At 73.2% G+C, this 19,616-nt stretch carries 21 protein-coding genes; 13 read left to right on the top strand and 8 right to left on the bottom strand.

Going from position 1 to position 19,616, the window contains the following annotated elements:
* Positions 1–31 precede the first annotated feature (31 nt).
* Positions 32–1,117, bottom strand: a complete 1,086-nt coding sequence (locus RIU97_RS23580) for a tyrosine-protein phosphatase (RefSeq protein ID WP_404959570.1) — start codon at positions 1,115–1,117, stop codon at positions 32–34.
* A gap of 1,486 nt (positions 1,118–2,603) precedes the next feature.
* On the opposite strand from RIU97_RS23580, the gene RIU97_RS23575 reads away from it, so the two are divergent.
* The 5 genes from RIU97_RS23575 (at position 2,604) to RIU97_RS23555 (ending at position 6,108) form a co-directional block, all read left to right on the top strand.
* Positions 2,604–3,821, top strand: a complete 1,218-nt coding sequence (locus RIU97_RS23575; protein ID WP_404962914.1) for an ADP-ribosylglycohydrolase family protein — start codon at positions 2,604–2,606, stop codon at positions 3,819–3,821.
* 111 nt (positions 3,822–3,932) lie between these two features.
* The gene (locus RIU97_RS23570) at positions 3,933–4,793 is read left to right on the top strand and encodes a TIGR03619 family F420-dependent LLM class oxidoreductase (protein WP_404959569.1); all 861 of its coding nucleotides are present in this window, start codon (positions 3,933–3,935) and stop codon (positions 4,791–4,793) included.
* A gap of 45 nt (positions 4,794–4,838) precedes the next feature.
* Positions 4,839–5,120: a type II toxin-antitoxin system Phd/YefM family antitoxin gene (locus tag RIU97_RS23565; RefSeq protein ID WP_404959568.1), complete on the top strand. Its 282-nt coding sequence runs from the start codon at positions 4,839–4,841 to the stop codon at positions 5,118–5,120.
* Between the two features lie 3 nt (positions 5,121–5,123).
* Positions 5,124–5,402: a type II toxin-antitoxin system RelE/ParE family toxin gene (locus RIU97_RS23560; protein ID WP_404959567.1), complete on the top strand. Its 279-nt coding sequence runs from the start codon at positions 5,124–5,126 to the stop codon at positions 5,400–5,402.
* Between the two features lie 133 nt (positions 5,403–5,535).
* Positions 5,536–6,108, top strand: coding sequence for a hypothetical protein (locus tag RIU97_RS23555; RefSeq protein WP_404959566.1), 573 nt, complete (start codon positions 5,536–5,538; stop codon positions 6,106–6,108).
* A gap of 20 nt (positions 6,109–6,128) precedes the next feature.
* On the opposite strand, the gene RIU97_RS23550 is transcribed toward RIU97_RS23555, so the two are convergent.
* Positions 6,129–6,569 (bottom strand): ATP-binding protein, encoded by a 441-nt coding sequence (locus tag RIU97_RS23550; RefSeq protein ID WP_404959565.1) that lies wholly within the window; start codon positions 6,567–6,569, stop codon positions 6,129–6,131.
* 129 nt (positions 6,570–6,698) lie between these two features.
* Between RIU97_RS23550 and RIU97_RS23545 the strand changes: the two genes are divergently transcribed.
* Both RIU97_RS23545 and RIU97_RS23540 read left to right on the top strand, forming a co-directional pair.
* Positions 6,699–7,535, top strand: coding sequence for a Scr1 family TA system antitoxin-like transcriptional regulator (locus RIU97_RS23545; protein WP_404962913.1), 837 nt, complete (start codon positions 6,699–6,701; stop codon positions 7,533–7,535).
* Complete coding sequence (locus RIU97_RS23540; RefSeq protein WP_404959564.1) at positions 7,532–7,777, top strand: DUF397 domain-containing protein; 246 nt, start codon at positions 7,532–7,534, stop codon at positions 7,775–7,777. Before RIU97_RS23545 ends, RIU97_RS23540 begins: the two co-directional genes overlap by 4 nt.
* An 80-nt stretch (positions 7,778–7,857) precedes the next feature.
* On the opposite strand, the gene RIU97_RS23535 is transcribed toward RIU97_RS23540, so the two are convergent.
* Positions 7,858–8,367 carry a hypothetical protein gene (locus tag RIU97_RS23535; protein ID WP_404959563.1) on the bottom strand — a complete coding sequence of 170 codons (510 nt, stop codon included), beginning with the start codon at positions 8,365–8,367 and terminating at the stop codon, positions 7,858–7,860.
* 202 nt (positions 8,368–8,569) lie between these two features.
* Between RIU97_RS23535 and RIU97_RS23530 the strand changes: the two genes are divergently transcribed.
* Entirely contained in the window at positions 8,570–8,968 is a 399-nt protein-coding gene (locus tag RIU97_RS23530) for a VOC family protein (protein ID WP_404959562.1), read from the top strand.
* Here the strand turns inward: RIU97_RS23530 and RIU97_RS23525 are convergent.
* Complete coding sequence (locus RIU97_RS23525; protein WP_404959561.1) at positions 8,932–9,111, bottom strand: hypothetical protein; 180 nt, start codon at positions 9,109–9,111, stop codon at positions 8,932–8,934. The genes RIU97_RS23530 and RIU97_RS23525 overlap by 37 nt on opposite strands.
* 59 nt (positions 9,112–9,170) lie before the next feature.
* On the opposite strand from RIU97_RS23525, the gene RIU97_RS23520 reads away from it, so the two are divergent.
* Complete coding sequence (locus tag RIU97_RS23520) at positions 9,171–9,785, top strand: NAD(P)-dependent oxidoreductase (RefSeq protein ID WP_404959560.1); 615 nt, start codon at positions 9,171–9,173, stop codon at positions 9,783–9,785.
* Positions 9,782–10,213 carry a nitroreductase/quinone reductase family protein gene (locus RIU97_RS23515; RefSeq protein WP_404959559.1) on the top strand — a complete coding sequence of 144 codons (432 nt, stop codon included), beginning with the start codon at positions 9,782–9,784 and terminating at the stop codon, positions 10,211–10,213. Before RIU97_RS23520 ends, RIU97_RS23515 begins: the two co-directional genes overlap by 4 nt.
* 7 nt (positions 10,214–10,220) lie before the next feature.
* On the opposite strand, the gene RIU97_RS23510 is transcribed toward RIU97_RS23515, so the two are convergent.
* Positions 10,221–10,499, bottom strand: a complete 279-nt coding sequence (locus tag RIU97_RS23510; RefSeq protein WP_404959558.1) for a hypothetical protein — start codon at positions 10,497–10,499, stop codon at positions 10,221–10,223.
* A gap of 139 nt (positions 10,500–10,638) precedes the next feature.
* The gene (locus RIU97_RS23505; protein WP_404959557.1) at positions 10,639–12,204 is read right to left on the bottom strand and encodes an APC family permease; all 1,566 of its coding nucleotides are present in this window, start codon (positions 12,202–12,204) and stop codon (positions 10,639–10,641) included.
* A gap of 312 nt (positions 12,205–12,516) precedes the next feature.
* Between RIU97_RS23505 and RIU97_RS23500 the strand changes: the two genes are divergently transcribed.
* The 3 genes from RIU97_RS23500 to RIU97_RS23490 all read left to right on the top strand — a co-directional run bounded on the left by RIU97_RS23500 (position 12,517) and on the right by RIU97_RS23490 (position 16,291).
* Complete coding sequence (locus RIU97_RS23500) at positions 12,517–13,209, top strand: hypothetical protein (protein ID WP_404959556.1); 693 nt, start codon at positions 12,517–12,519, stop codon at positions 13,207–13,209.
* A gap of 94 nt (positions 13,210–13,303) precedes the next feature.
* Positions 13,304–14,392 carry a DNA alkylation repair protein gene (locus RIU97_RS23495; RefSeq protein ID WP_404959555.1) on the top strand — a complete coding sequence of 363 codons (1,089 nt, stop codon included), beginning with the start codon at positions 13,304–13,306 and terminating at the stop codon, positions 14,390–14,392.
* Between the two features lie 54 nt (positions 14,393–14,446).
* Positions 14,447–16,291 carry a hypothetical protein gene (locus tag RIU97_RS23490; RefSeq protein WP_404959554.1) on the top strand — a complete coding sequence of 615 codons (1,845 nt, stop codon included), beginning with the start codon at positions 14,447–14,449 and terminating at the stop codon, positions 16,289–16,291.
* Positions 16,292–16,382: 91 nt separating this feature from the next.
* Here RIU97_RS23490 and RIU97_RS23485 read toward each other — a convergent pair whose 3' ends face one another.
* Together RIU97_RS23485 and RIU97_RS23480 are read right to left on the bottom strand one after the other, a co-directional pair.
* Entirely contained in the window at positions 16,383–17,858 is a 1,476-nt protein-coding gene (locus RIU97_RS23485; protein ID WP_404959553.1) for an aldehyde dehydrogenase family protein, read from the bottom strand.
* A complete protein-coding gene (locus tag RIU97_RS23480) occupies positions 17,855–19,594 on the bottom strand; it encodes an amidohydrolase family protein (RefSeq protein WP_404959552.1) in 1,740 nt (579 codons plus the stop codon). The genes RIU97_RS23485 and RIU97_RS23480 overlap by 4 nt, the downstream gene beginning before the upstream one ends.
* Between the last annotated feature and the right edge of the window lie 22 nt (positions 19,595–19,616).

Genomic DNA, 19,616 nt, shown 5'->3' with positions numbered 1-19,616 from the left:
CGGGCGGGCCCGCGCGCGCTCTTGGTGGCGGTCAGCCGACGAGCAGGTCCTTCTTGAGCTGGCGCAGCTCGCGGGAGTCGATGCCGAGGCCGTCCTTCAGGTACCGGTCGAAAGAGCCGTACTTCGCTTTGACCTCGTCGTAGGCGGAGTTGAGGTACTCGGGGCGCACGTCGAGCAGCGGCTTGTAGACGGCGGCCTGCTGGGCGGGCAGGTGGGAGAGGACCGCGTCGTTGGCGGCCTTGCGGTAGTCGTTGCTGGCCAGGTAGTCGGCCATGACGGTCTCGCTCGGCACGCCGAGGGCGGTCAGCAGGGAGGCGTTGGCCCAGCCGGTGCGGTCCTTGCCGGCGGTGCAGTGGAAGAGGACGGAGCGGCGGTGGTCGTTGCGCATCCCGTCGAAGACCTGGGTGTACGCCTTCTTGCCGCCGTCGCCGCTGACCATCGTCTTCTCGGCGTCGACCATGGCCTTGACCGCCTCGTCGGGGGTCTTGGGCAGGGTCTGGAAGGAGCCGGAGCCGGCGAAGACGTCGGCGACGACGTAGGTGGCGCCGGCCGGGAGCTTGTCGGCGTCCTTGGTGCGCTCGTCCTGCATCCGCAGGTCGAAGACGGTCTTGACGCGCAGGCGCTCCAGCTTGGCCAGGTCGTTCGCGGTCAGCTTGTCGAGGGCGTCGGAGCGGTAGATCTCGCCCATCTTGACCCACTGGCCGGTGGTGGTGCGGTAGCCGCCGGCGTCGCGGAAGTTGACCGCGCCGTCCAGCTTGATGAGGCGGTCGGCGAGGCGCAGGCCGCCGCCGCGTTCCGGCTTGAAGTCGAACCACTGGCGGTCGGCGGCGGGCAGCCCCGTGACCACGGCCCGGCCCTCGGCGCCGCCCTTGGCGACGACCTTGCCGTTCGCCTTGATCTCGATCCGCTTGGTGCCCCGGGCCTTCCACTTCAGGGTGAAGGAACCGTCGGCGCCGGCGGTGACGGTGGCCTCGGTGAAGGGGATGGCGGAGCGGTCGTTCTGGTGGCCGGCCCACGGGAGGTGGTCCAGGCCGGAGGCGGTGGCGGCGGGCGCCACGACCAGGGAGGCGGTGAGTGTGGCGGCGACGGCGGTCGCGGCGAGGAGAGCCTTCTTCATGCGTTCGAGGCTCATCGGCCCCGGAGAACGTCGGATGAACGAGGCGTGGCCGAAACCAACCGGCTCGACGGCGAGTGGCAAAACGTGCCATGAGCCAGATGGCGGCCGGAAGTATTCGCGATCTGGCCGTTCTCTGATCACTTACGCGCCTCTTGGCGAACCACTTCCGGATTCGATCGAAGCTGTCCACTACAGTGCGGGTTTCGCATGCGCGGCGGGTACGAGTGCAGTGCCGGGTGCCGGGCATCGGGTGAAGTGGTCAGCGGGGGGGGGCACGGTGGCGGGGGTGGACGAAGTGATCGGTACGAACGGCGGGGCGCATGCACCTGCGGTGGGCCCTGCAGCAACGGCCGGGCCCGCCCTGCCCGGTCACCCGGCCGCAGCGGCCCACGGCCCCGGCGCGCCGGTCGGGACCGCCACCGGAGCCATGGCAGGCCCCGTAGCCGGAGTCCCGGCCGGACCCCCGCCCTTCACCGCACCCGCGGCGGGCCCGGCGCCCGGGTTCTCCGCCGGACCGGGAGCCGAGGGCGTACCCGCCGCGCCGATGGTCGGCCCCGGATACGCGGCGGGACCCCTGGCCAGATTCCCGGCCGGACCCCCGCCCCTCGCCGCACCCGCCACCGAGCCCGCGGCTCACCCCGCAGCCGGGTTCCCCGCCGGGCCGGCGGCGGGAACGGCACCCTTCGGACACGTGCCCGCACCCGCTGCCGCAGCCGGAACCGCGGGCACACCCGCCGCGCCGATGGTCGGCCCCGAACCCGCGGCAGGACCCCTGGCCGGGTTCCCGGCCGACCCCCCGCCCCTCACCGCACCCGCGACTCGCCCCACAGCCGGGTTCACCGCCGTGCCCGGGCCGGAAGCCACGCCTGCGGCCGGAGCCGCACCCGTCGGACACGGGGTGAGCCCCGTAGCCGGAACCGCGGGCGTACCCGCCGCACCGATGGTCTGCCCCACGGCCGGGACCGCCGCCGTAGCCGCACTCACCGGGTACGGGGCCCAGTTCGCCGCCGGGCCCTCGGCCGCCGCCGGAGCCGGGGTGGGCCCCGTGGCCGGAACCGGGCACGGGGCCGGCGACGGGCCCGCCGGGCACGTGCCCGCACCCGCCCCCGCAGCCGCAGGGCAGGAGGCGAGCCCCGGCACCGGACACCCGGCCATGCCTGTCGCGCCCACCGGCGGACCCGGGCACGTGCCCGCACTCGCTGCCGCAGCCGGACCCGCAGGGCAGGGGGCGGGCTCCGGAACCGGACACCCGGCCGTACCTGCCGCACCCACCGGCGGACCCGAGCACCGGTCCGCGCCCACGGCCGTTGACGGACCCGCCGGGCAGGGGCCTGCGGCCGGAGCCGGACACCCGCCCGTACCCGCCGGGCCCGGGGCCCGGTTCGCCGCCGGGCCCGCGGACGGACCCGCCGGACACGTGCCCGCACCCGCTGCCGCAGCCGGACCCGCAGGGCACGGGCCCGGGGCCGCGGCCGGCGACGGCCCCATGGGGCACGGGCCCGCGGCCGGAGCCCACGGAGGCGGGGACGTGGCCGAGCTCGCCGCAGGCGGGGGGCGGACGTTGGGACGGGCCGTCGTCACCGGGCTCTGGGGGCGCATCGAGCAGCAGGACTTCCGCGGCCGCGTGCGCGGCACGCTCCTCGGCTCCGCGCTCGGGGACGCCCTCGGCGCCCCCCTCGCCGGCCTCACCCTCGACGGCATCCGCGAGGCCCACGGCCCGGACGGCCTCACCGCGCCCGCGCCCGCCGACGGCCGCCGCGGTCGGGTGACCGCCGCCACCCAGCTCACCCTCTTCACCGTGGACGGGCTGATACGGGCCCACGTACGCCGGGACACCGGCGCCTGGCACCCGCCCACCGACATCCACCGCGCGTACCTGCGCTGGGCCGCCACGCAGAACGACTGGGGCCCCGACGAGCGCCGCAAGGACAACGGCTGGCTCGCGCAGGAGGAGTGGCTCTACGCCCGCCGCAGCCCGGACCGCGCCTGCCTGACCGGCTTCGCCGACGAGATCCTCGGCACCCTCGACCAGCCGAAGAACCCCGCCGCCCGTGACGCGGCCGCCGCCGCCCGCTCGGCCCCCTTCGGGCTGCTGGTCGGCTGGGAGCCCGCCCTCGTCCTCCAGCTCGCCGTCGAGTGCGCCGCGCAGAGCCACGGCCACCCCACCGCCTCCCTCTCGGCCGGCGCCCTCGCCGTCATCGTCCACGGCCTGACCCGAGGCGACTCCCTCGACTCCGCCGTCCAGCGCACCCTGGGCCTGCTGGGCGCCCGCCCCGGCCACCAGCCCGTCACGGACGCCCTCCAGCGCGGCCTGTCGGCCGTCACGCAGGGCTCGCCCGGCCCCCGGGCCGTCGAAGCCCTGGGCCGGGCGGCCGGGGGTCCCGGCGCCGACGGCCCCGACGCCGCGGACGCCCTCGCCGTCGCCGTGTACTGCGCCCTGGTCGCCGAGGACGTCGCGCACGGCCTGCGCCTCGCCGTCAACCACGGCGGCGACTCCACCGCCGCCGGGGCCCTGTGCGGGGCGCTGCTCGGCGCCCTGCACGGCGAGACGGCCCTCCCGGCCGCCTGGCTCGCCGAACTGGAAGGCCGCGCCACGCTGCTGGAGATCGCCGACGACTTCGCCCTGGAGCTGACGCAGGGCCCGTCCCTCCACAGCCCGGCGGAGGCCTCCCCCGGCTGGCTGGCCCGCTACCCGCGCGGCTGACGCACGGCAGGCGTACGGCCGAAGCACGACCCCGCCGTCTGACGCCCCCTCAACAATCGTGGGTCCAGCCCGTACCGTTGCGGGTCCCACGTCTCGGAGGTGCCAGAGCCCATGCGGATCGCCACGACCATCTTCCTCACCGACCGCACCATCTCCCCCGTACGCCTGGCCCGCAGCCTGGAGGAGCGCGGCTTCTCCGGCCTCTACCTCCCGGAACACACCCACATCCCGGTCGCCCGCGACACCTCCGCCCCCATGGGCGGCGAACTCCCCGAGATGTACGGGCGCACCCTCGACCCCTTCGTGGCCCTCGGCCAGGCCGCCGCCGTGACCGAGCGGCTGCACCTCGGCACCGGCATCACCCTCGTCGCCCAGCACGACCCGATCGGCCTCGCGAAGCAGGCCGCCACCCTGGACCACCTCTCCGGCGGCCGTTTCACCCTGGGCATCGGCTACGGCTGGAACGTCGAGGAGGCCGCCGACCACGGCGTGGAGTGGCACACCCGCCGCGAGCTGGTCCGCGACCGCATGGCGCTGATGCGCGCGCTGTGGGCCCCGGAGCCCACGGCGTACGTCGGCCAGTACTGCTCCGTCCAGGCCAGCAGCGCCCACCCCAAGCCGGTCCAGACCCCGCGCGAACTCGGTCCCGGCGCCCCCCTGTACGGCCCGCGCACCCTGATCGGCGGCGCGGCCGGCCCGAAGCTCTTCGCCGCGATCGCCGACCACGCCGACGGCTGGCTCCCGATCGGCGGCCGCGGCCTCACCGAGTCCCTCCCGGTGCTGCGCAAGGTGTGGGAGACCGCCGGACGCGACCCCAAGTCCCTCCAGGTGGTCCCGTACGCCGTCCAGCCCACCCCCGGCAAGCTGAGCCACTACGCCGACCTGGGCATCGAGGAGGTCGTCCTCCAGCTCCCCTCGGAGCCGAAGCCGCAGGTGCTGCGCACCCTGGACGAGTTCGCCCAGTACCTCTGACTCGGGACGCGGGCGCCACTCATGTACACCTGGTACATTCATGACATGAGCGAGCCCGTGATCGAGTCCATGGCAGAGGTACGCAGCCACTTGGCGGACGCCATAGACCGCGCCCACCGCGAGGGAGTGCCCACGATCATCACGCGCCGTGGCAAGCAGGAAGCCGTCGTGATCGACATCGACGAGTACCAGAGGCTTCGCCGCCTCGCCGACGAGGCCGAGGACTCCTGGCTGAACGGCCTAGCCGACGAAGCCGAGAGCGAGGGCGTCGAGGGTTCCGTTTCGCTTGAGGAAATGGCCGCCATCCTCCGCGACCAGCAGGCATGACGGATGGGATACGTCACCCGTTTCACCCCCTACGCGCAACGCGACTTGCTCAAGGTCCCCCGTCCCGACGCCGTGCGCGTCCTGCACCGGCTGGCCGAACTACAGAATGCCCTCACTGCGGGGGACACGGCAGCGTTCGACATCAAGGCCCTCCAGGGGCACGCGTCGCGCTGGCGCCTGCGCGTCGGCGACTACCGCGTCGTCTACACCATCGAGGATGACCGTCTCATCGTCTGGGTGCTGGCGGCGGGGCACCGGCGCGAGGTGTACCGCGGCCGCTGAGGCCACGGAGACTCTGAAGCTGCTCGGCGAGCGGGTGGCCGAGGTGGTACGGGAATCCCGCGCCCCGGCGGTCCCGGGAGGAGCCGCCGAAATCCCCTCGACGGCCGCGGCCCGCCGCGCCGATCATGACGCCATGACGAACCTCGGAGCGGACACCGACGCCATGGACCGGGACACCGAAAGCCGGTGGGAGGGGCTCCCGGCCGGTATCCGCGCCCAGGTCGACGGATACGTCCTGCAGGACGGCAGCTTCCAGGCGATCCGGCTCGTGTGGGAGGCCGGCCGCGCCCAAGGCGTGGGCCTGTACGAGGCGCAGGAGATCGTCCACCTGCGCTACCGGCACTTCGGCGACCGGGTGGCCCGTACGCCCGACTCGCCGCTCGACCTGGACTCGCTCGCCGCCCTCGCCCACGGCATCCGCGCCCGCGTGGTGGCCATCGAGGCCGTCTGGGACGGGGACACCGTCCACGACTGGTTCGTGAACCTGCTGGCCGTCACGGACGAGCCCGCCGGGGAGAAGTGCCTGGCCACGATCTACTGGGGTACGGCCGTACGCGCCCTGGACGGCGCCGACGAGGGCTCCCTCCACCCCTCGGCGGCCGCCGCCACCCGCGCGGGCGGCGACCTGGCCGCCCACCTCGGCGTGCCCTTCCACTTCGCCAGCCCGGACACCCCGGACGACGAGGCGCCCCGCTGGCGGCCCTGACCACCCGGGGTGCTCGGCCCCTACGTCCGCGGCCCGGCCCGGCGTGTCAGTTCGGCCCAGACCGTCTTGCCGATGACCCGGTCCGTGACCCCCCAGTCGGCGGCGACGGCGTCCACGATGCGCAGCCCGTAGCCGGATTCCGCCTGGTAGGCGTGCGGCAGCAGGGCGGGGCGGCGGTCGCGTCGGGCATCGGACACTTCGACGCGCAGGGCGTTCTCCAACAGCGTCAGCTTGAGCTCGAAGTCCCGCCCGGGAACCCGCCCGTGGGCGACGGCATTGGCGGCGAGCTCGGCCACGAGGAGTCCGGCGTCGGCGGAGAGCGCGGTGGATTCGGGAAAGCCCCAGTCGTGCAGTTCGACGAGGGCCAGCTGGCGGGCGAGGCGGGCCCCGCGGCGGGTGGAACTGAAACGCTGAGTGAACACGCGTACGAGGGTCCGGGCGGAGCCGGAGGGTGCGGTCATGGCGCCAACATCCCGCCCGACCAGGCTCGTTCAACACCACCCGGACTCGTACAAACCAACTGTACGAGTCCACTCCCTGGACAGTGGGAGTCACCGTGCGTGAACCTTCCTGTCGGGGAGGTGACCGCCATGGTGAGTGCCGACGACAGCGGTGACGGCGAGGTCGAACCGGATGACACCCTGCGCAGCTTCGGCGAGACGGTCAAGGCCTCCCGCAAACGGGCCGGCCTGACCCAGGAGCAACTGGCCCCGCTGATCGGCTACTCGGTCCAGTACGTCGGCTCGGTCGAGCAGGGCCGCCGCCATCCGTCCCGGAAGTTCATCAGCAAGACCGAGACGGTGCTGGACACCTTCGGCGTCATCGACATCGCGGCGAAGCGGCTGGAGCGGCGGCGGGGGCTGGCGTCCTGGTTCCGGCGGTGGGCGGAGCTGGAGGAGGTGGCCGTCACGCTCAACACGTACGAGTGCCGGTCGATCCCGGGCCTGCTGCAACCCGAGTCCTACGCCCGCGCCCTCATCGACAACGTTCCGCCGCTGGCGACCCCCGAGGAGGCCGACGCCCGTGTGGCAGCCCGCATGGAACGGCAGAAGCTGCTGTTCCGCACCCCGTACATCCTCTTCAGCTTCATCATCGAGCAGGCGCTGATCGAGCGGCGAACGGGCGGGCCCGAGGTCACGCGGGAGCTGATCGACCGCCTCCTGGAGTGCGGGAGGCTTCCCAACGTCGACATCCAGATCATGCCGACGGTCAGCCCGGAACACGCGGGCACCGACGGCCCCTTCCAACTACTGGAAACCGATGAACACGAGTGGCTCGGCTACACCGAGGGGCAGCAGTCGGGCCAAGTAATTTCCGACCCGAAAGACATCAGCCTCCTCCACCAGCGGTATGCCAAACTTCGCATCCAGGCCCTCAATCCCGCGGACAGCGCGGGCCTGTTGATGCGATTGCGAGGATCCCTGTGAACAGCTCCCCGTTGCGGTGGTTCAAGAGCAGCTACAGCGGCAGCCAGGGCGACAGCTGCGTCGAGGTCGCCCTCTCCTGGCACAAGTCCACGTACAGCGGCAGCCAGGGCGACGACTGCGTCGAGGTCGCCGCCTGCACGGACGCCGTCCACATCCGGGACTCCAAGGTGACGGCCGGGCCCGAGCTGGCCGTCGCGCCGGCGAGCTGGGGCGCGTTCCTCGGCGGGATCACGGCGGGCTAGCCGGGTGGCTCCCCGCGCGATGAGATCCGCGCACGGGGAGGACGCCGGGCCGGCCTTCTCACCGGGCGGGCCAGGGTCGGTCAGAGGTAGAGGTCGATCGTGAAGCGCCTCAAGCCCATACCGATCGTGTCGGCGTGGACCGAGCCACGAGCCCGGTCGAAGTCCCCGGTGCCACCGGTGATCCCGTTGTCGAACGACGGGGGAGGCCCCGCATTGAGGTGGCCGAAGACCATCCCCTGCACGGAGAGCTGGCCGCGGCCCTCGAGGGTGTAGGTCACGACGCACACCTCCGCTCCGCCGTCGATGGTCCGGGTGGTGGTGCAGGTGCCGTTGGTCTCGCCGACCTTGGTGACGTTGTTCTGGTCGTAGAGGTCCGAACGGAAGACGGTCCGGTCGCCCTGGGAGGGGCCGGTGGGACTGACGGGGAACGGCGTCTGTTGGACGAGCCTGCCGACGAGTGTGATGACCCGGTGCTTGCCCTTGTCGTGGGCGGAGTCGATGTCCGTCGCGGCGCCCGCGCCGGGGGCGCAGGCGAGAAGGGTGACCAGCGCAGTGGCCGTGCCGAGACAGGCTGCTCTGATGGGGCGCATCGTGCGGCTCCTGAGGTTCATGCTCATGGATGGTCAGGTGACGAAACTGTCGTGCGATTGCATTCATAACCTCGGCTCCGTCCCCGCCCGGAACATCCCGGTACGACCCACCGGCAGATCCGACCGATCGGACCAGCCACTGGCCAAAGCTTCGCCGTGGCCGGAGTGCCCGCGCCCCGGCCGGTTTCGTACGCTGCCCGGCATGATCACTTCACGTACCCACGTCCGCGTCGCGCGGCCCTCCCTCGACCTGAAGGCCGCCGAACGCTTCTACGTCGACGGCCTCGGCCTGGAGGTGCAGTGGCGCAGCACCGAGAGCGCGCCCGGGGAGCACGACCTGCTGATGGTCGGGCCGGCCGGGGGCGGTTGGCACTTCGAGCTGACCCGGGACGCCTCGAACCCGATCCCGCCCGCTCCGACCGTCGACGACCTCTTCGTGGTCTATCTCGGCGAGACGCCCGACGAGGCCCTGGTCCAGCGGCTCGTCGAGCACGGCGGGACGCGCGTCACCGCCCACAACCCGTACTGGGAGGAGTGGGGGGTCACCATCGAGGACCCCGACGGCTACCGGCTCGTGCTCTGCTCCCGTACCTGGGGCTGAGCGGCGGCCAGCGCGGCCTCCTGGGCGTCGAGGAGCTCGTCCCAGTGCTCCCGGGCCCACTTGTCACCGATCCGGAACGGGACCAGCGGGGACGGGCAGACGGGGTCGAACATCTCCGGGTCCAGCGGCGCGGGTTGGGTCATGATCCCTACGGTAGGGCCGGTATCCGGTCGGTAACCAGGCCCCTCCCTACGCTCCCCCCATGACGAACGACAAGAAGGCCAGGAAGCTCATCGTGTTCGGGGCCGGCGGGCGCGTCGGCCGGGCCGTCACCGCCGAGGCCAGGGCGCGGGGGTACGAGGTCACGGAGGCGGGCCGGGCCGACGGGGAGGTGACCTCCGCGGCGGACGTGGCACGGCTGGCGGCCGGGCACGACGCGGCGGTGGTCGCGGTGTACGACGCGCAGGCGGCCCCCGGGGCGTTCTTCCCCGCCGTCGGCCGCGCGCTGGCGGCGGGACTCCCGTGGGCGGGGGTGCGGCGGCTGGTGGTGGTCGGGCTGGCGTCCGTACTGCCCACCGCGTCGGGGGCGCTGCTGATGGACACGCCGGGGTATCCGCAGGAGTGGCGGGAGTTCTACGCGGGCTACGCGGCCGGGACCGACGCGCTGCGGGCGCAGGCTCCGGCCGGGCTGGACTGGGCGGTGCTGAGCCCGGCCGGGGACTTCGCCGAGGGCGGTGGCGCGGCGGCCGGCGGGTACGGCTTCGCCGCGGCGGACGCCGCGAGCCGGATCACCCACGCGGACTTCGCCCGGGCCGTGGTGGACGAGGCCGGGGCGCCGTCGCTGCACCTCGCGCACGCGGGGGTGATCCCGGCATGACGAAGGTGACCGACAGTCCGGACGCCTGGGTCGCCGCGCACATCCGCCGCTTCGAGGAGACCGCGGGGCAGCCGCGGCCGGGGATCTCGGACCTGCTGCTGACCACGCGGGGCCGGAAGTCGGGGTTGTACCGCCGCACGGCGCTCGCGTACGTGCGGGACGGGGAGACGGGCGGGGCGGCGTACGTCCTGACGGCCTCCCACGCGGGCGCGGACCGGCACCCGGCGTGGTACCTGAACCTGGCCGCCGACCCGGCCGTCACCCTCCAGGTCGGCGCCGAGACCTTCCCGGCGACGGCCCGCCGCGCCACGCCCGCCGAGGCGGACCGGCTGTGGCCGGTGGTGGTGGCCGCGATGCCCTCGTACGCGGCCTACCGCGCGGCGACGGCCCGCGAGATCCCGCTGGTCCTGGTCACCCGTACCGGCTGAGTCCGGGTCACTTGACCTGCGGGGTCCGGGGGAGGTTGTCCAGGGGTGCCTTGAGGGAGGCGTCCGTGGCCCCCGTGGCGGTCCCGGCGGCGGAGCTGGTCACCGCGACCGCCGTCTTCGCGTCCTGGACGGTCTGGGCCGGGTGGTCGACGATGTCGACGACGCGGCCGACGACCGGGGGCGCCTGGGCGGGCGCCTCGTCGGCGTGCGCGGCGACGGGGGTGAGTGCGAGGGCGGCGCCACCGGAGACGACCAGGGCGGCGAGGGTGCGCTTCATGGCATTCATGCCCCGCCCAACGACTCCCCCGCACCCGTGGTCACCACCCCCTTCCACCGGAACGCCGGCGGCCCCGGATCGGGGGGACCGGTCCGGGGCCGCGGGGATGACTCGGCGGGTGTTGCGCGGGGGGCGCGCGAGGGGGTGGTCAGTCCTCGACCACCAGGGCCGGGGTGGACTTCGTCAGGACCTCGCCGCGGAAGAAGGCGGGGCTGCGGCGCTCGGTGACGAACATGACGACCAGGCCGAGGGCCAGCAGGCCGACGCCGATGACGAAGACGTTGCCGACGCCGAGGCCCGGGATGGTGGAGCCGGAGCCGTAGGACGGGTCCCAGGCGTCGTAGAGGGTCTTGAAGAAGACCGCGGCCAGCAGCAGACCGCCCAGGACCGGGAAGACGCCCTTGAAGAGCAGGTCGCGGGTGGAGCGGCGCAGCTCGGCGCGGAAGTACCAGGCGCAGGCGAAGGCCGTCAGCGAGTAGTAGAAGCAGATCATCAGGCCGAGCGCGAAGATCGTGTCGGTCAGGACGTTCTCGCTGACCAGGGTCATCACCGTGTAGAACGCGCCGGTGGCGACGCCCGCAATGACGGTGGCGCGGCCCGGGGTCTTGAACTTCGGGTGGACCTTGGCGTAGGAGGGCGGCAGGGCCTCGTAGGTCGACATGGCGAGGACCGTGCGGGCCACCGGGATGAAGGTGGTCTGCAGGGAGGCCGCGGCGGAGGCCAGGACGGCCACGAAGAGCAGGACGCCGAGCACCGGGCCCATCACGGGGCCGGCGAGGGCCGCGAAGACGTTGCCGGAGGTCTCCTCGTTGGCCAGGCCCAGGCCTTCGCCGCCCGCGCCGACGGCCATCTGGGCGGCGACGCCGGTGGCGAGGTAGGAGCCGACCAGGACGACCATCGCGATGAGCGAGGCGCGGCCGGGGGTCTTCGTGGAGCCGGTGGTCTCCTCGTTGGTGGCCAGGCACGCGTCCCAGCCCCAGTACATGAAGATCGAGAGCGAGAGTCCGGCGGTGAAGGCCGCCATGGACTCGACCGCGAAGGGGTTCATCCAGGACCAGGAGAAGTCCAGGCCGGTGTCGAAGGTGCCGGCGGAGGCCTTCTGGAAGGCCATCGCGACGAAGAGGGCGAGCACGACGAGCTGGAGGCCGACCAGGGCGTACTGGACGCCCTTGGTGGCGGTCATGCCGCGGTAGCTGATGGCGGTCGCGACGGCGATCAGCGTCAGGCAGGTGGCGATGTGGACGAGCTTGTTGTCGTCGAGGGCCGCGATCGACTCGTTGCCGGTGATCTCACCGGCCAGCAGCCAGAAGTACGAGGTGGCGACGCCCGCCAGGTTGGAGAGGACGATGATCGTGGCGATCACCAGGCCCCAGCCGCACATCCAGCCGATCCGCGGGCCGAAGGCCTTGACGGTCCAGGTGAAGGAGGTGCCGCAGTCCGGCATGGCCTTGTTGAGCTCGCGGTAGGCGAAGGCGACCAGGAGCATCGGGAGGAAGCCGGCGAGGAAGATGGCCGGCATCTGCATGCCGACCTCCCCGGCGGTCGAGCCGAGGGTCGAGGTCAGGCAGTAGACGGGGGCGACGGTGGAAATGCCGATGACGGCGCTTCCCACGAGGCCGACGGAGCCCTTGCCGAGGCCCTTGCCGCGAACGTCGCCCTCGGCGACGCCGCTTACCGTGTCTCCGGCCCGAGGCCGAACGTCCAGCTGAGTCATGGGTCAGGACGTTAGATGCTGCGCATTCCACATCTGGAGGATCGAAGTCCGGAATCCGGCCGCCCCGAACGCCTTGGAATCCCGAGGTTTGGATCGTTAACGAACCCTTAATACAAGGTTCACCCCTGCATCCGCCCACGCTTCAGCAGGCTCCCAGGGGAAGCTTTCGGCATGCGGAAACCGCAGCCATGTCCGTTTTGGGCGTTTTCAAACTTTCCCGTGCGAGTTTTCCGCCATCCGGTTTGCCGCGGACATGACCACCGCCCTAGAGTCGCCGCCGTTCAAGGTCATTTACCGGGGGACACCACACACATGCGTTTCAAGCCACTGCTCATCACCGTCACGGCCACCACGGCCCTGCTCTCCCTCACCGGCTGCGGAGGCGGCGACAACCCGACGCTCGGCGGCATCGGCGGGGATTCCGTCGCGACGGGCGGAGACAACGCCTACAACGGCACCGGCGACGGCGGCCCCAACGAGGGCACGCTGGACAACCCGACGAAGAACGGCGGCGTCAACGGCAACGCCCCCAAGGACGGGACGGCGTTCCAGAAGCTCCCCAAGGCGGCGACCATGGCCGCGGCCGCCCGCTTCGTCAACGGATTCACCGACTGCGACCCGATCAGGGCCATCCCCCTGGACAGCGGCGAACCGAGCACGGGCCCGGACCAGAAGTTCCTCAAGTCCGCCGCCGTCATCGAACGCGGAACCTGCGGCAGCCGAGGCCGCACCAGCATCTACATGATCAAGGACGCGAAGGCCTTCCAGACCGCCTTCAAGGCCGAGGTCGCCGCGCAGCAGGGCGGGAACCGCAACAGCGGCATCGTCATCGGGCAGGACTTCGCCATGGGATCCGAGAGCTCGGACGCCATGAGCTCCCTGCTGACCCCGCAGGCCGGACTCCTGATGCTGAACTGCCACGAGGGCTTCACCCCGCCGAGCGGCTACCGGAAGGAACCGGCCCTCGTGAAGGGCTGCGTCCTCACCGACTACTACGTGGACTGAGCGGACGACCCGGCACGACCGGCCCCGGACCGCGGCGGCGACCGCCGCGCTCCGGGAGCCCCCGGACCCGGCCGGCATCCGCAAGACTGTCCCCATGCCCACGGCCGATGAGCTCCTCAGCGCGGAAACCGTCAGCACCCTGGCCCGGCTGCTCGCCCGGGCGGGCGGCCGCCGGTCCTCGCCCGCCCTGCTCGCCCGCGCCGGCTCGCTCGACGGGCTGACGTACAGCGGCCGCGTCGGCGCCGTCCGCGACGCGGTCCTCGCCGACCTCCCCGAGGACTGGCCCGGCTTCGAGGCCGTCGTGCGCACCGCCCTCGCCGACCCCGGCTTCGAGGGCTGGATGACCTTCCCCGTCAACGAGGCCGTCGCCGTCCGCGGGCTGGAGGTGTTCGAGCCCGGGCTGGCCCTGCTGCACGACCTCACCTCCCGGCTGACCGCCGAATCCGCCGTACGGCCCTTCCTGCGCGCCGACCCGGCCCGCGCCCTGGCCGTCGTACAGAAGTGGACCGACGATCCCGACCCGCACGTGCGGCGCCTCGCCAGCGAGGGCACCCGGCCCCGGCTGCCCTGGGCCCCGCAGCTGCCCGCCTTCGTCGCCGACCCGCGCCCGGCCCTGCCGGTACTGGACGCCCTCTACCGCGACGAGTCCGCGTACGTGCGCCGCTCCGTCTCCAACCACCTCAACGACATCAGCCGCGACCACCCCGCCCTCGCCGTCGAGACCGCCGCCCGCTGGCTGAGCGGACCCACCGGCACGACGGACCGCGTCGTACGGCACGGCCTGCGCACGCTGATCAAGGCCGGCCGGCCCGAGGCGCTGACCCTGCTCGGGCACTCCCCGGACGTGCCGGTCACCGTGCTCGGGCCCGAGGTCACCACCCCGCGGGTCGCCGTCGGCGAGTACCTCGTCTTCGACTACGCGGTCACCAACACCGGTACGCTCCCGGCCGAGCTCGTCGTCGACTACGTCGTGCACCACACGAAGGCGAACGGCACCCGCACCCCCAAGGTCTTCAAGCTCCTCACCCGCGCCCTGGCCCCCGGCGAGAGCCTCAGCGGCACCAAGCGGCACTCCTTCAAGCCGATCACCACCCGCCGCTACCACTCCGGCGAGCACCTGGTGCAGCTCCAGGTCAACGGGCGGGTCCGCGGCGAGGCCGGATTTTCGTTGGACGCGTCCTGACCCGGCCTGGCAGGCTCCTCGCATGACCTACGGAATCGAGTCCCACCCCGCCCGATGAGCGTCCGCGACGAGCGCGAGCCGCTCGCCCCCCGGACGACCTCCCTGTACGACTACGCCCTCTTCCGTCACGGCATCGAGCCGGAGGGCCGGGTCCCGCGCCGCGGCTATCCGCTGCCCGAGGGATCCCCGCCGGAACCCGGCCGCCCCCGCCTGCCCTGGAAACGGGCGCAGGCCGAAGTGAGCTCCGCGCTCACCCCCCTGCTGGCCGACACCGACCCCGTCCGGGCCGCCGAGGCCGTCCACCGGCGGGCCGACGCGCTCGGCATGCCCTCCCGCGCCCTGTGCGCGGCCGCCGCCCGGCTGCCGCTCACGGACGAGGACGCCGCCCGGCGCACCGCCCGGCAGCTGACCCGTACCGGCACCACCCCGGCCGCCGTCGGCGTCGGCCTCGGCCTCCTGACCCGCCTCGGCGAGCCCGAGGACGTGCCCTGCCTGAAGGTCCTCGGCCTGCTGAGCAGCTTCGGGCCGGCGGCCGCCGACGCGCTCGACCCGCTCGACCGGCAGGCGGCCGCCCTGCTGGTGATCCGTGGCCGGGACCGGTCCGAGCAGCTGACCCCGCTCGTCGGGGCGATCGCGACCGGCGATGCGGAGGCCGTCCGGGCCGCGCTGGTCGCGGTGCCCGACGAACCACGGGCCTTGCTCTCCGCCCGGCGCATCGCCGAGGCCGCCGACCTGCACGGGCTGCTGCGCGCCCGCCCCGTGGACCCCGAACTGCTGGCCCTGACGGGCCGCCTGCTGCACCGGATGTCCCGTGATGTGGGGCGCCGGGCCGAGATCCTCGACTACCTGTCGGCCACCCACGTGTACGCGTACTTCGTCGGGTACGCCGACCGGCTGCCCCCGACCCCGGAGCTCCACGAGCTGCTCCTCTCGATCGCCCTCGACCTGCACAGCGGGCCCGCCGCACTGCTGGACTGGCGGCCCCACCGGCGGGAGGCGCTGCTCGGCGGCCTGGAGCGACTGCTGGCCGGACCCGCGTGGGCCCTCGGACCCGACGCACCGTCCGGGGGCGAGGACCCCGCTCCGGCAGCGGAGCGGCGGCGCGCGGACTGGATCCGGCGTACCGGGCGCAAACCGTTCGCCGGTACGGCGGCGAGGGGCTCGCACCCGCGCTGGGAGGTGGCCGTGGTCCACGACGCCGCGGACTCGAACTCCGTCGAGACCCGGATCCTGGTGGACGGGCTCCCGCTGCTGCCCGCGCTGTTCGGGAAGGGGCCGGGCCTCCCTCCCGAGCACCTGGTCGACCGCGGCGAACTTCGCGCCGGGCCGGAGCCCCGCGAGGTGCTGCTCGCCGAGGCGGACTGCACCGAAGGCTGCTGCGGCGCGCTGTACGTGACGATCCGCCGGGACGGCCCCGAGGTGGTGTGGGACGGCTGGCGCGGGGCGGTGGGCCCGCAACCGCCCCCGTACCGCTTCGACGCCGCCGCCTACGACGCCGAGGTCGAACGCGCCGAGCGGGACCACTCCTGGTGCTGGCCGGCCCGGCGCACGGCGCGGCTGATCGCGGCCGGTCTGCGGGAGCGGCCGGAGCTGCTGAGCCGGTGGGACCTCTCCGCCAACTGGATCGCCACCGACTGGAACGATCCGCACACGTCGGTGCTGTGGCTCGTGTTCACTCCCCCGGACGGCGCCCTGGGGCCGGAAGGGACCCCGCTGCGGCTGTACTTCGAGTGGCGCCTGCCCGACGACGGCACCCCGCCCGAGGTGCTGGCGGCAGCCGCGCTGGAACGGATCGCGAGGTCCGACCCGAAGGGCTTCGCCCGCCTCCGGCGGGGCAGCAGCGAACTCGCCGCGTCCCTCGGCTACAGCTGGTCGGACGGGTCCGGCCAGGACGCGTAGGAACGCGACGGCCGGCCGGGGAGCACACCCCCGGCCGGCCGTTGCCGCGCTTCGGCCCGGCTCGGCCCGCCTCAGCCCGCCTCGGCCCGCCTCAACCCGTCCAGACGATCGACTGGATCTCGCTGTACGCGTGCAGCGCGTACGAGCCCACGTCGCGTCCCACCCCGCTGCGCTTGAAGCCGCCGAACGGGGCCTCCATGTTCCGGCCGATGGTGTTCACGCCGACCCCGCCCGCCCGCAGCCGCCGCGCCACGCGGAACGCGCGCGCCGAGTCCCCGGACCACACGTAGCTCAGCAGGCCGAAGTCGCTGTCGTTGGCCAGCCGGACCGCCTCGTCCTCGTCCCCGTCGAAGGGGACGACCACGACCACCGGGCCGAAGATCTCCTCGCGGACCACCCGCATGTCGTTCGTGCAGTCGACGAGGAGGGTCGGGGCCACGTAGAAGCCCTTGCCGTCCTCCCCCACCACCGGGCGCTCGCCGCCGTACGCGATCCGCGCGCCCTCCTTCTTCCCCAGCTCGACGTACGACTCCACGCGGTCCCGGTGCGCCGCCGAGATCACCGGGCCCACCACCGTGCCGGCCGCCGCCGGGTCGCCGACCTTCATGAAGGCCAGGTAGCCGGTGAGCTTCTCGATCAGCCGGTCGTAGACGGAGCGGTGCGCGATCACCCGGGTCGGGGCGGTGCAGATCTGCCCGGAGTAGAAGGAGAAGGTCGTCCCGATCCCCATCACGGCCGCGTCCAGGTCCGCGTCCCCGAAGACGATCGCCGCGCCCTTGCCGCCGAGCTCCATCAGCTGCCGCTTCATCGTGCGGCCGCAGACCTCCGCGATGCGCTGCCCGACGCCCGTGGAACCGGTGAAGGACACCATGTCCACGTACGGGGAGTCCACGGCGGCCTCGCCGACCTCCACCGACCGGCCGTTCACCACGTTCACCACGCCCGCCGGCACCCCGGCCTCCGCGAGCGCCGCGGCCATCTTGAACACCGACAGCGGGTCCTGCGGGGCCGGTTTGACCACCACCGTGTTGCCCATGGCCAGGGCCGGGGCCACCTTGCCGGCCGGGTTCGCCCACGGGTTGTTGTACGAGGTGATGCAGGTGACCACGCCGACCGGCTGGCGCACCTCCAGCGCGCCCAGGATGCCCGCCCGCCCCATCGGGCCGGCCTCCGTGACCTGCGGCGGGAGGCCCTTCTCCACGGGTTCGAGGGCCCCGCGCGCGTACCGGCGGAAGCGGGCCACCCCGACGCCGACCTGCATGCCGCGCGCGATCCCGGCCGGCGCGCCCGTCTCCGCCCGGGCCAGCGCCGTCCACGGCTCGAACTCCCGCTGCATGATGTCCGCGGCCCGGTCGAGGATCGCCGCCCGCGCCTCGGGCTTCGTACGGGACCATCCCTCGAAGGCCTCGGCCGCGGCGCGGGCCGCGTCCTCGACCTGCCCGCGCGAGGCCTCGGGCGCGAGCCCGACCACCGACTCGTCGGCCGGGTTGACCACCTCGTAGTGACCGCCGGCCGGCCCCACCCACTCGCCGCCGATGTAGAGCTCCTGCGCCTGCGCGTCCGTCATCGCGTGCTCACTGTCCTCGTGTCCCGGCCCGACCTGAGCACGATGCCCGGCACGGCGCCCGTCACCTCGTCGTCGCGGATGGTCTCCACGCCGTTGACCCGTACCGAGACGATGCCGATGGCCCGCGCGTCCAGCCGCGGGCTGTCCCCGGGCAGGTCGTGGACGAGCGTCGCCGGGCCCGCCTCGATGCGTTCGGGGTCGAAGAGGACCAGGTCCGCGTGGTAGCCCTCGGCGACGCGGCCGCGCTCGCGCAGCCCGAACAGCCGGGCCGGGTCGTCCGTGAGCATCCGTACCGCCTGCTCCAGCGGCACCAGCTTGCGGCCGCGCAGGCAGTCGCCGAGGAAGCGCGTCGTGTACGGGGCCCCGCACATGCGGTCCAGGTGGGCGCCGGCGTCGGAGCCGCCGAGCATGACGTCCTCGTGCTGCCAGGTCTCGGCGCGCAGCGTCCAGCTGGCCGGGTCGTTGTCGGTGGGCATCGGCCACAGGACCGTGCGCAGGTCGTCGTTGGCGCAGATCTCCACCAGGCAGTGGAAGGGGTCCTGGCCGCGCTCGGCCGCGATGTCGTTGACGACGCGTCCGGAGAGGCCCTCGTTCTCCTTGCTGTACGTGTCGCCGATGACGTACCGGCCGAAGTTGGCGAGGCGGCGGAAGACGCCGGCCTCCTTGCTGTCGGCGCGGCGCAGCATCTCGGCGCGTACGCCGGCGTCGCGGAGCTTCGCGATCCGCTCCGGGACGGGCAGGCCGAGGATCTCGCCCCAGCCGGGGATGAGGTTCAGCGCGCAGAAGGTCCCCAGCGACATGTTCATGGGGGTGAGGATCGGCATCGTCAGCGCGACGATGCGGCCGCCGGCCTTGCGGGCACGCTCGCTGGGGATCAGCTGGCGCGGGACCCGCTCGGGGACGGAGGCGTCGATGGTGAGGACGTTCCAGTTCAGGGGACGTCCGGCGGCCGCGCTCATGTCGACGAAGAGGTCGATCTCCTCGTCCGAGAACTGGTCGAGGCAGCCGGCGACGATCGCTTCGAGCTGGGTGCCCTCGTGTTCGGCGACGGCCTCGGAGAGGGCGAGGAGTTCGGCCGGCTTCGCGTGCCGGGAGGCGACGGGGGCGCCGGAGCCGTCGGAGTGGGTGGAGGACTGGGTGGTGGACAGGCCCCAGGCGCCGGCGTTCATGGCGTCGTGGAAGAGGTCGAGCATCTCCTGCATCTGCTCGGGGGTGGGCTGCCCGCCGACGGCGTCCTCGCCCATGACGTGACGGCGCAGGGCGCAGTGGCCGACCATGAACCCGGCGTTGACGGCGATCCGGCCCTCCAGCGCGTCGAGGTACTCGCCGAAGGTGGACCAGGTCCAGTCGACGCCCTCCTCCAGGGCCTTGAGGGCCATGCCCTCGACCTTGCTCATCATGCGGCGCGTGTAGTCGGCGTCTTCCGGGCGGGCCGGGTTGAGCGGCGCCAGGGTGAAGCCGCAGTTGCCGCCGGCGACGGTGGTCACGCCGTGGTTCATGGAGGGCGTGGCGTACGGGTCCCAGAAGAGCTGGGCGTCGTAGTGCGTGTGGGGATCGACGAAGCCGGGGGTGAGGACCAGGCCGGTGGCGTCCTCGCTGGTACGGGCCTCTTCGGTGACGCTGCCGGGCGCGGCGATCACGGCTATCCGGCCGTCGCGCATCCCCACGTCCGCGACGCGGGCGGGGGCGCCGGTGCCGTCCACGACGGTCGCGCCCTTGATCAGGTGGTCGAGCATGACGTCCCTTCGCACTTTGAGC

The organism is Streptomyces sp. 147326, from assembly GCF_045000215.1.
GTDB lineage: Bacteria > Actinomycetota > Actinomycetes > Streptomycetales > Streptomycetaceae > Streptomyces.
The sequence above is the reverse complement of the archived record's forward strand: the minus strand, read 5'-3'. Positions and strand labels throughout refer to the sequence as shown.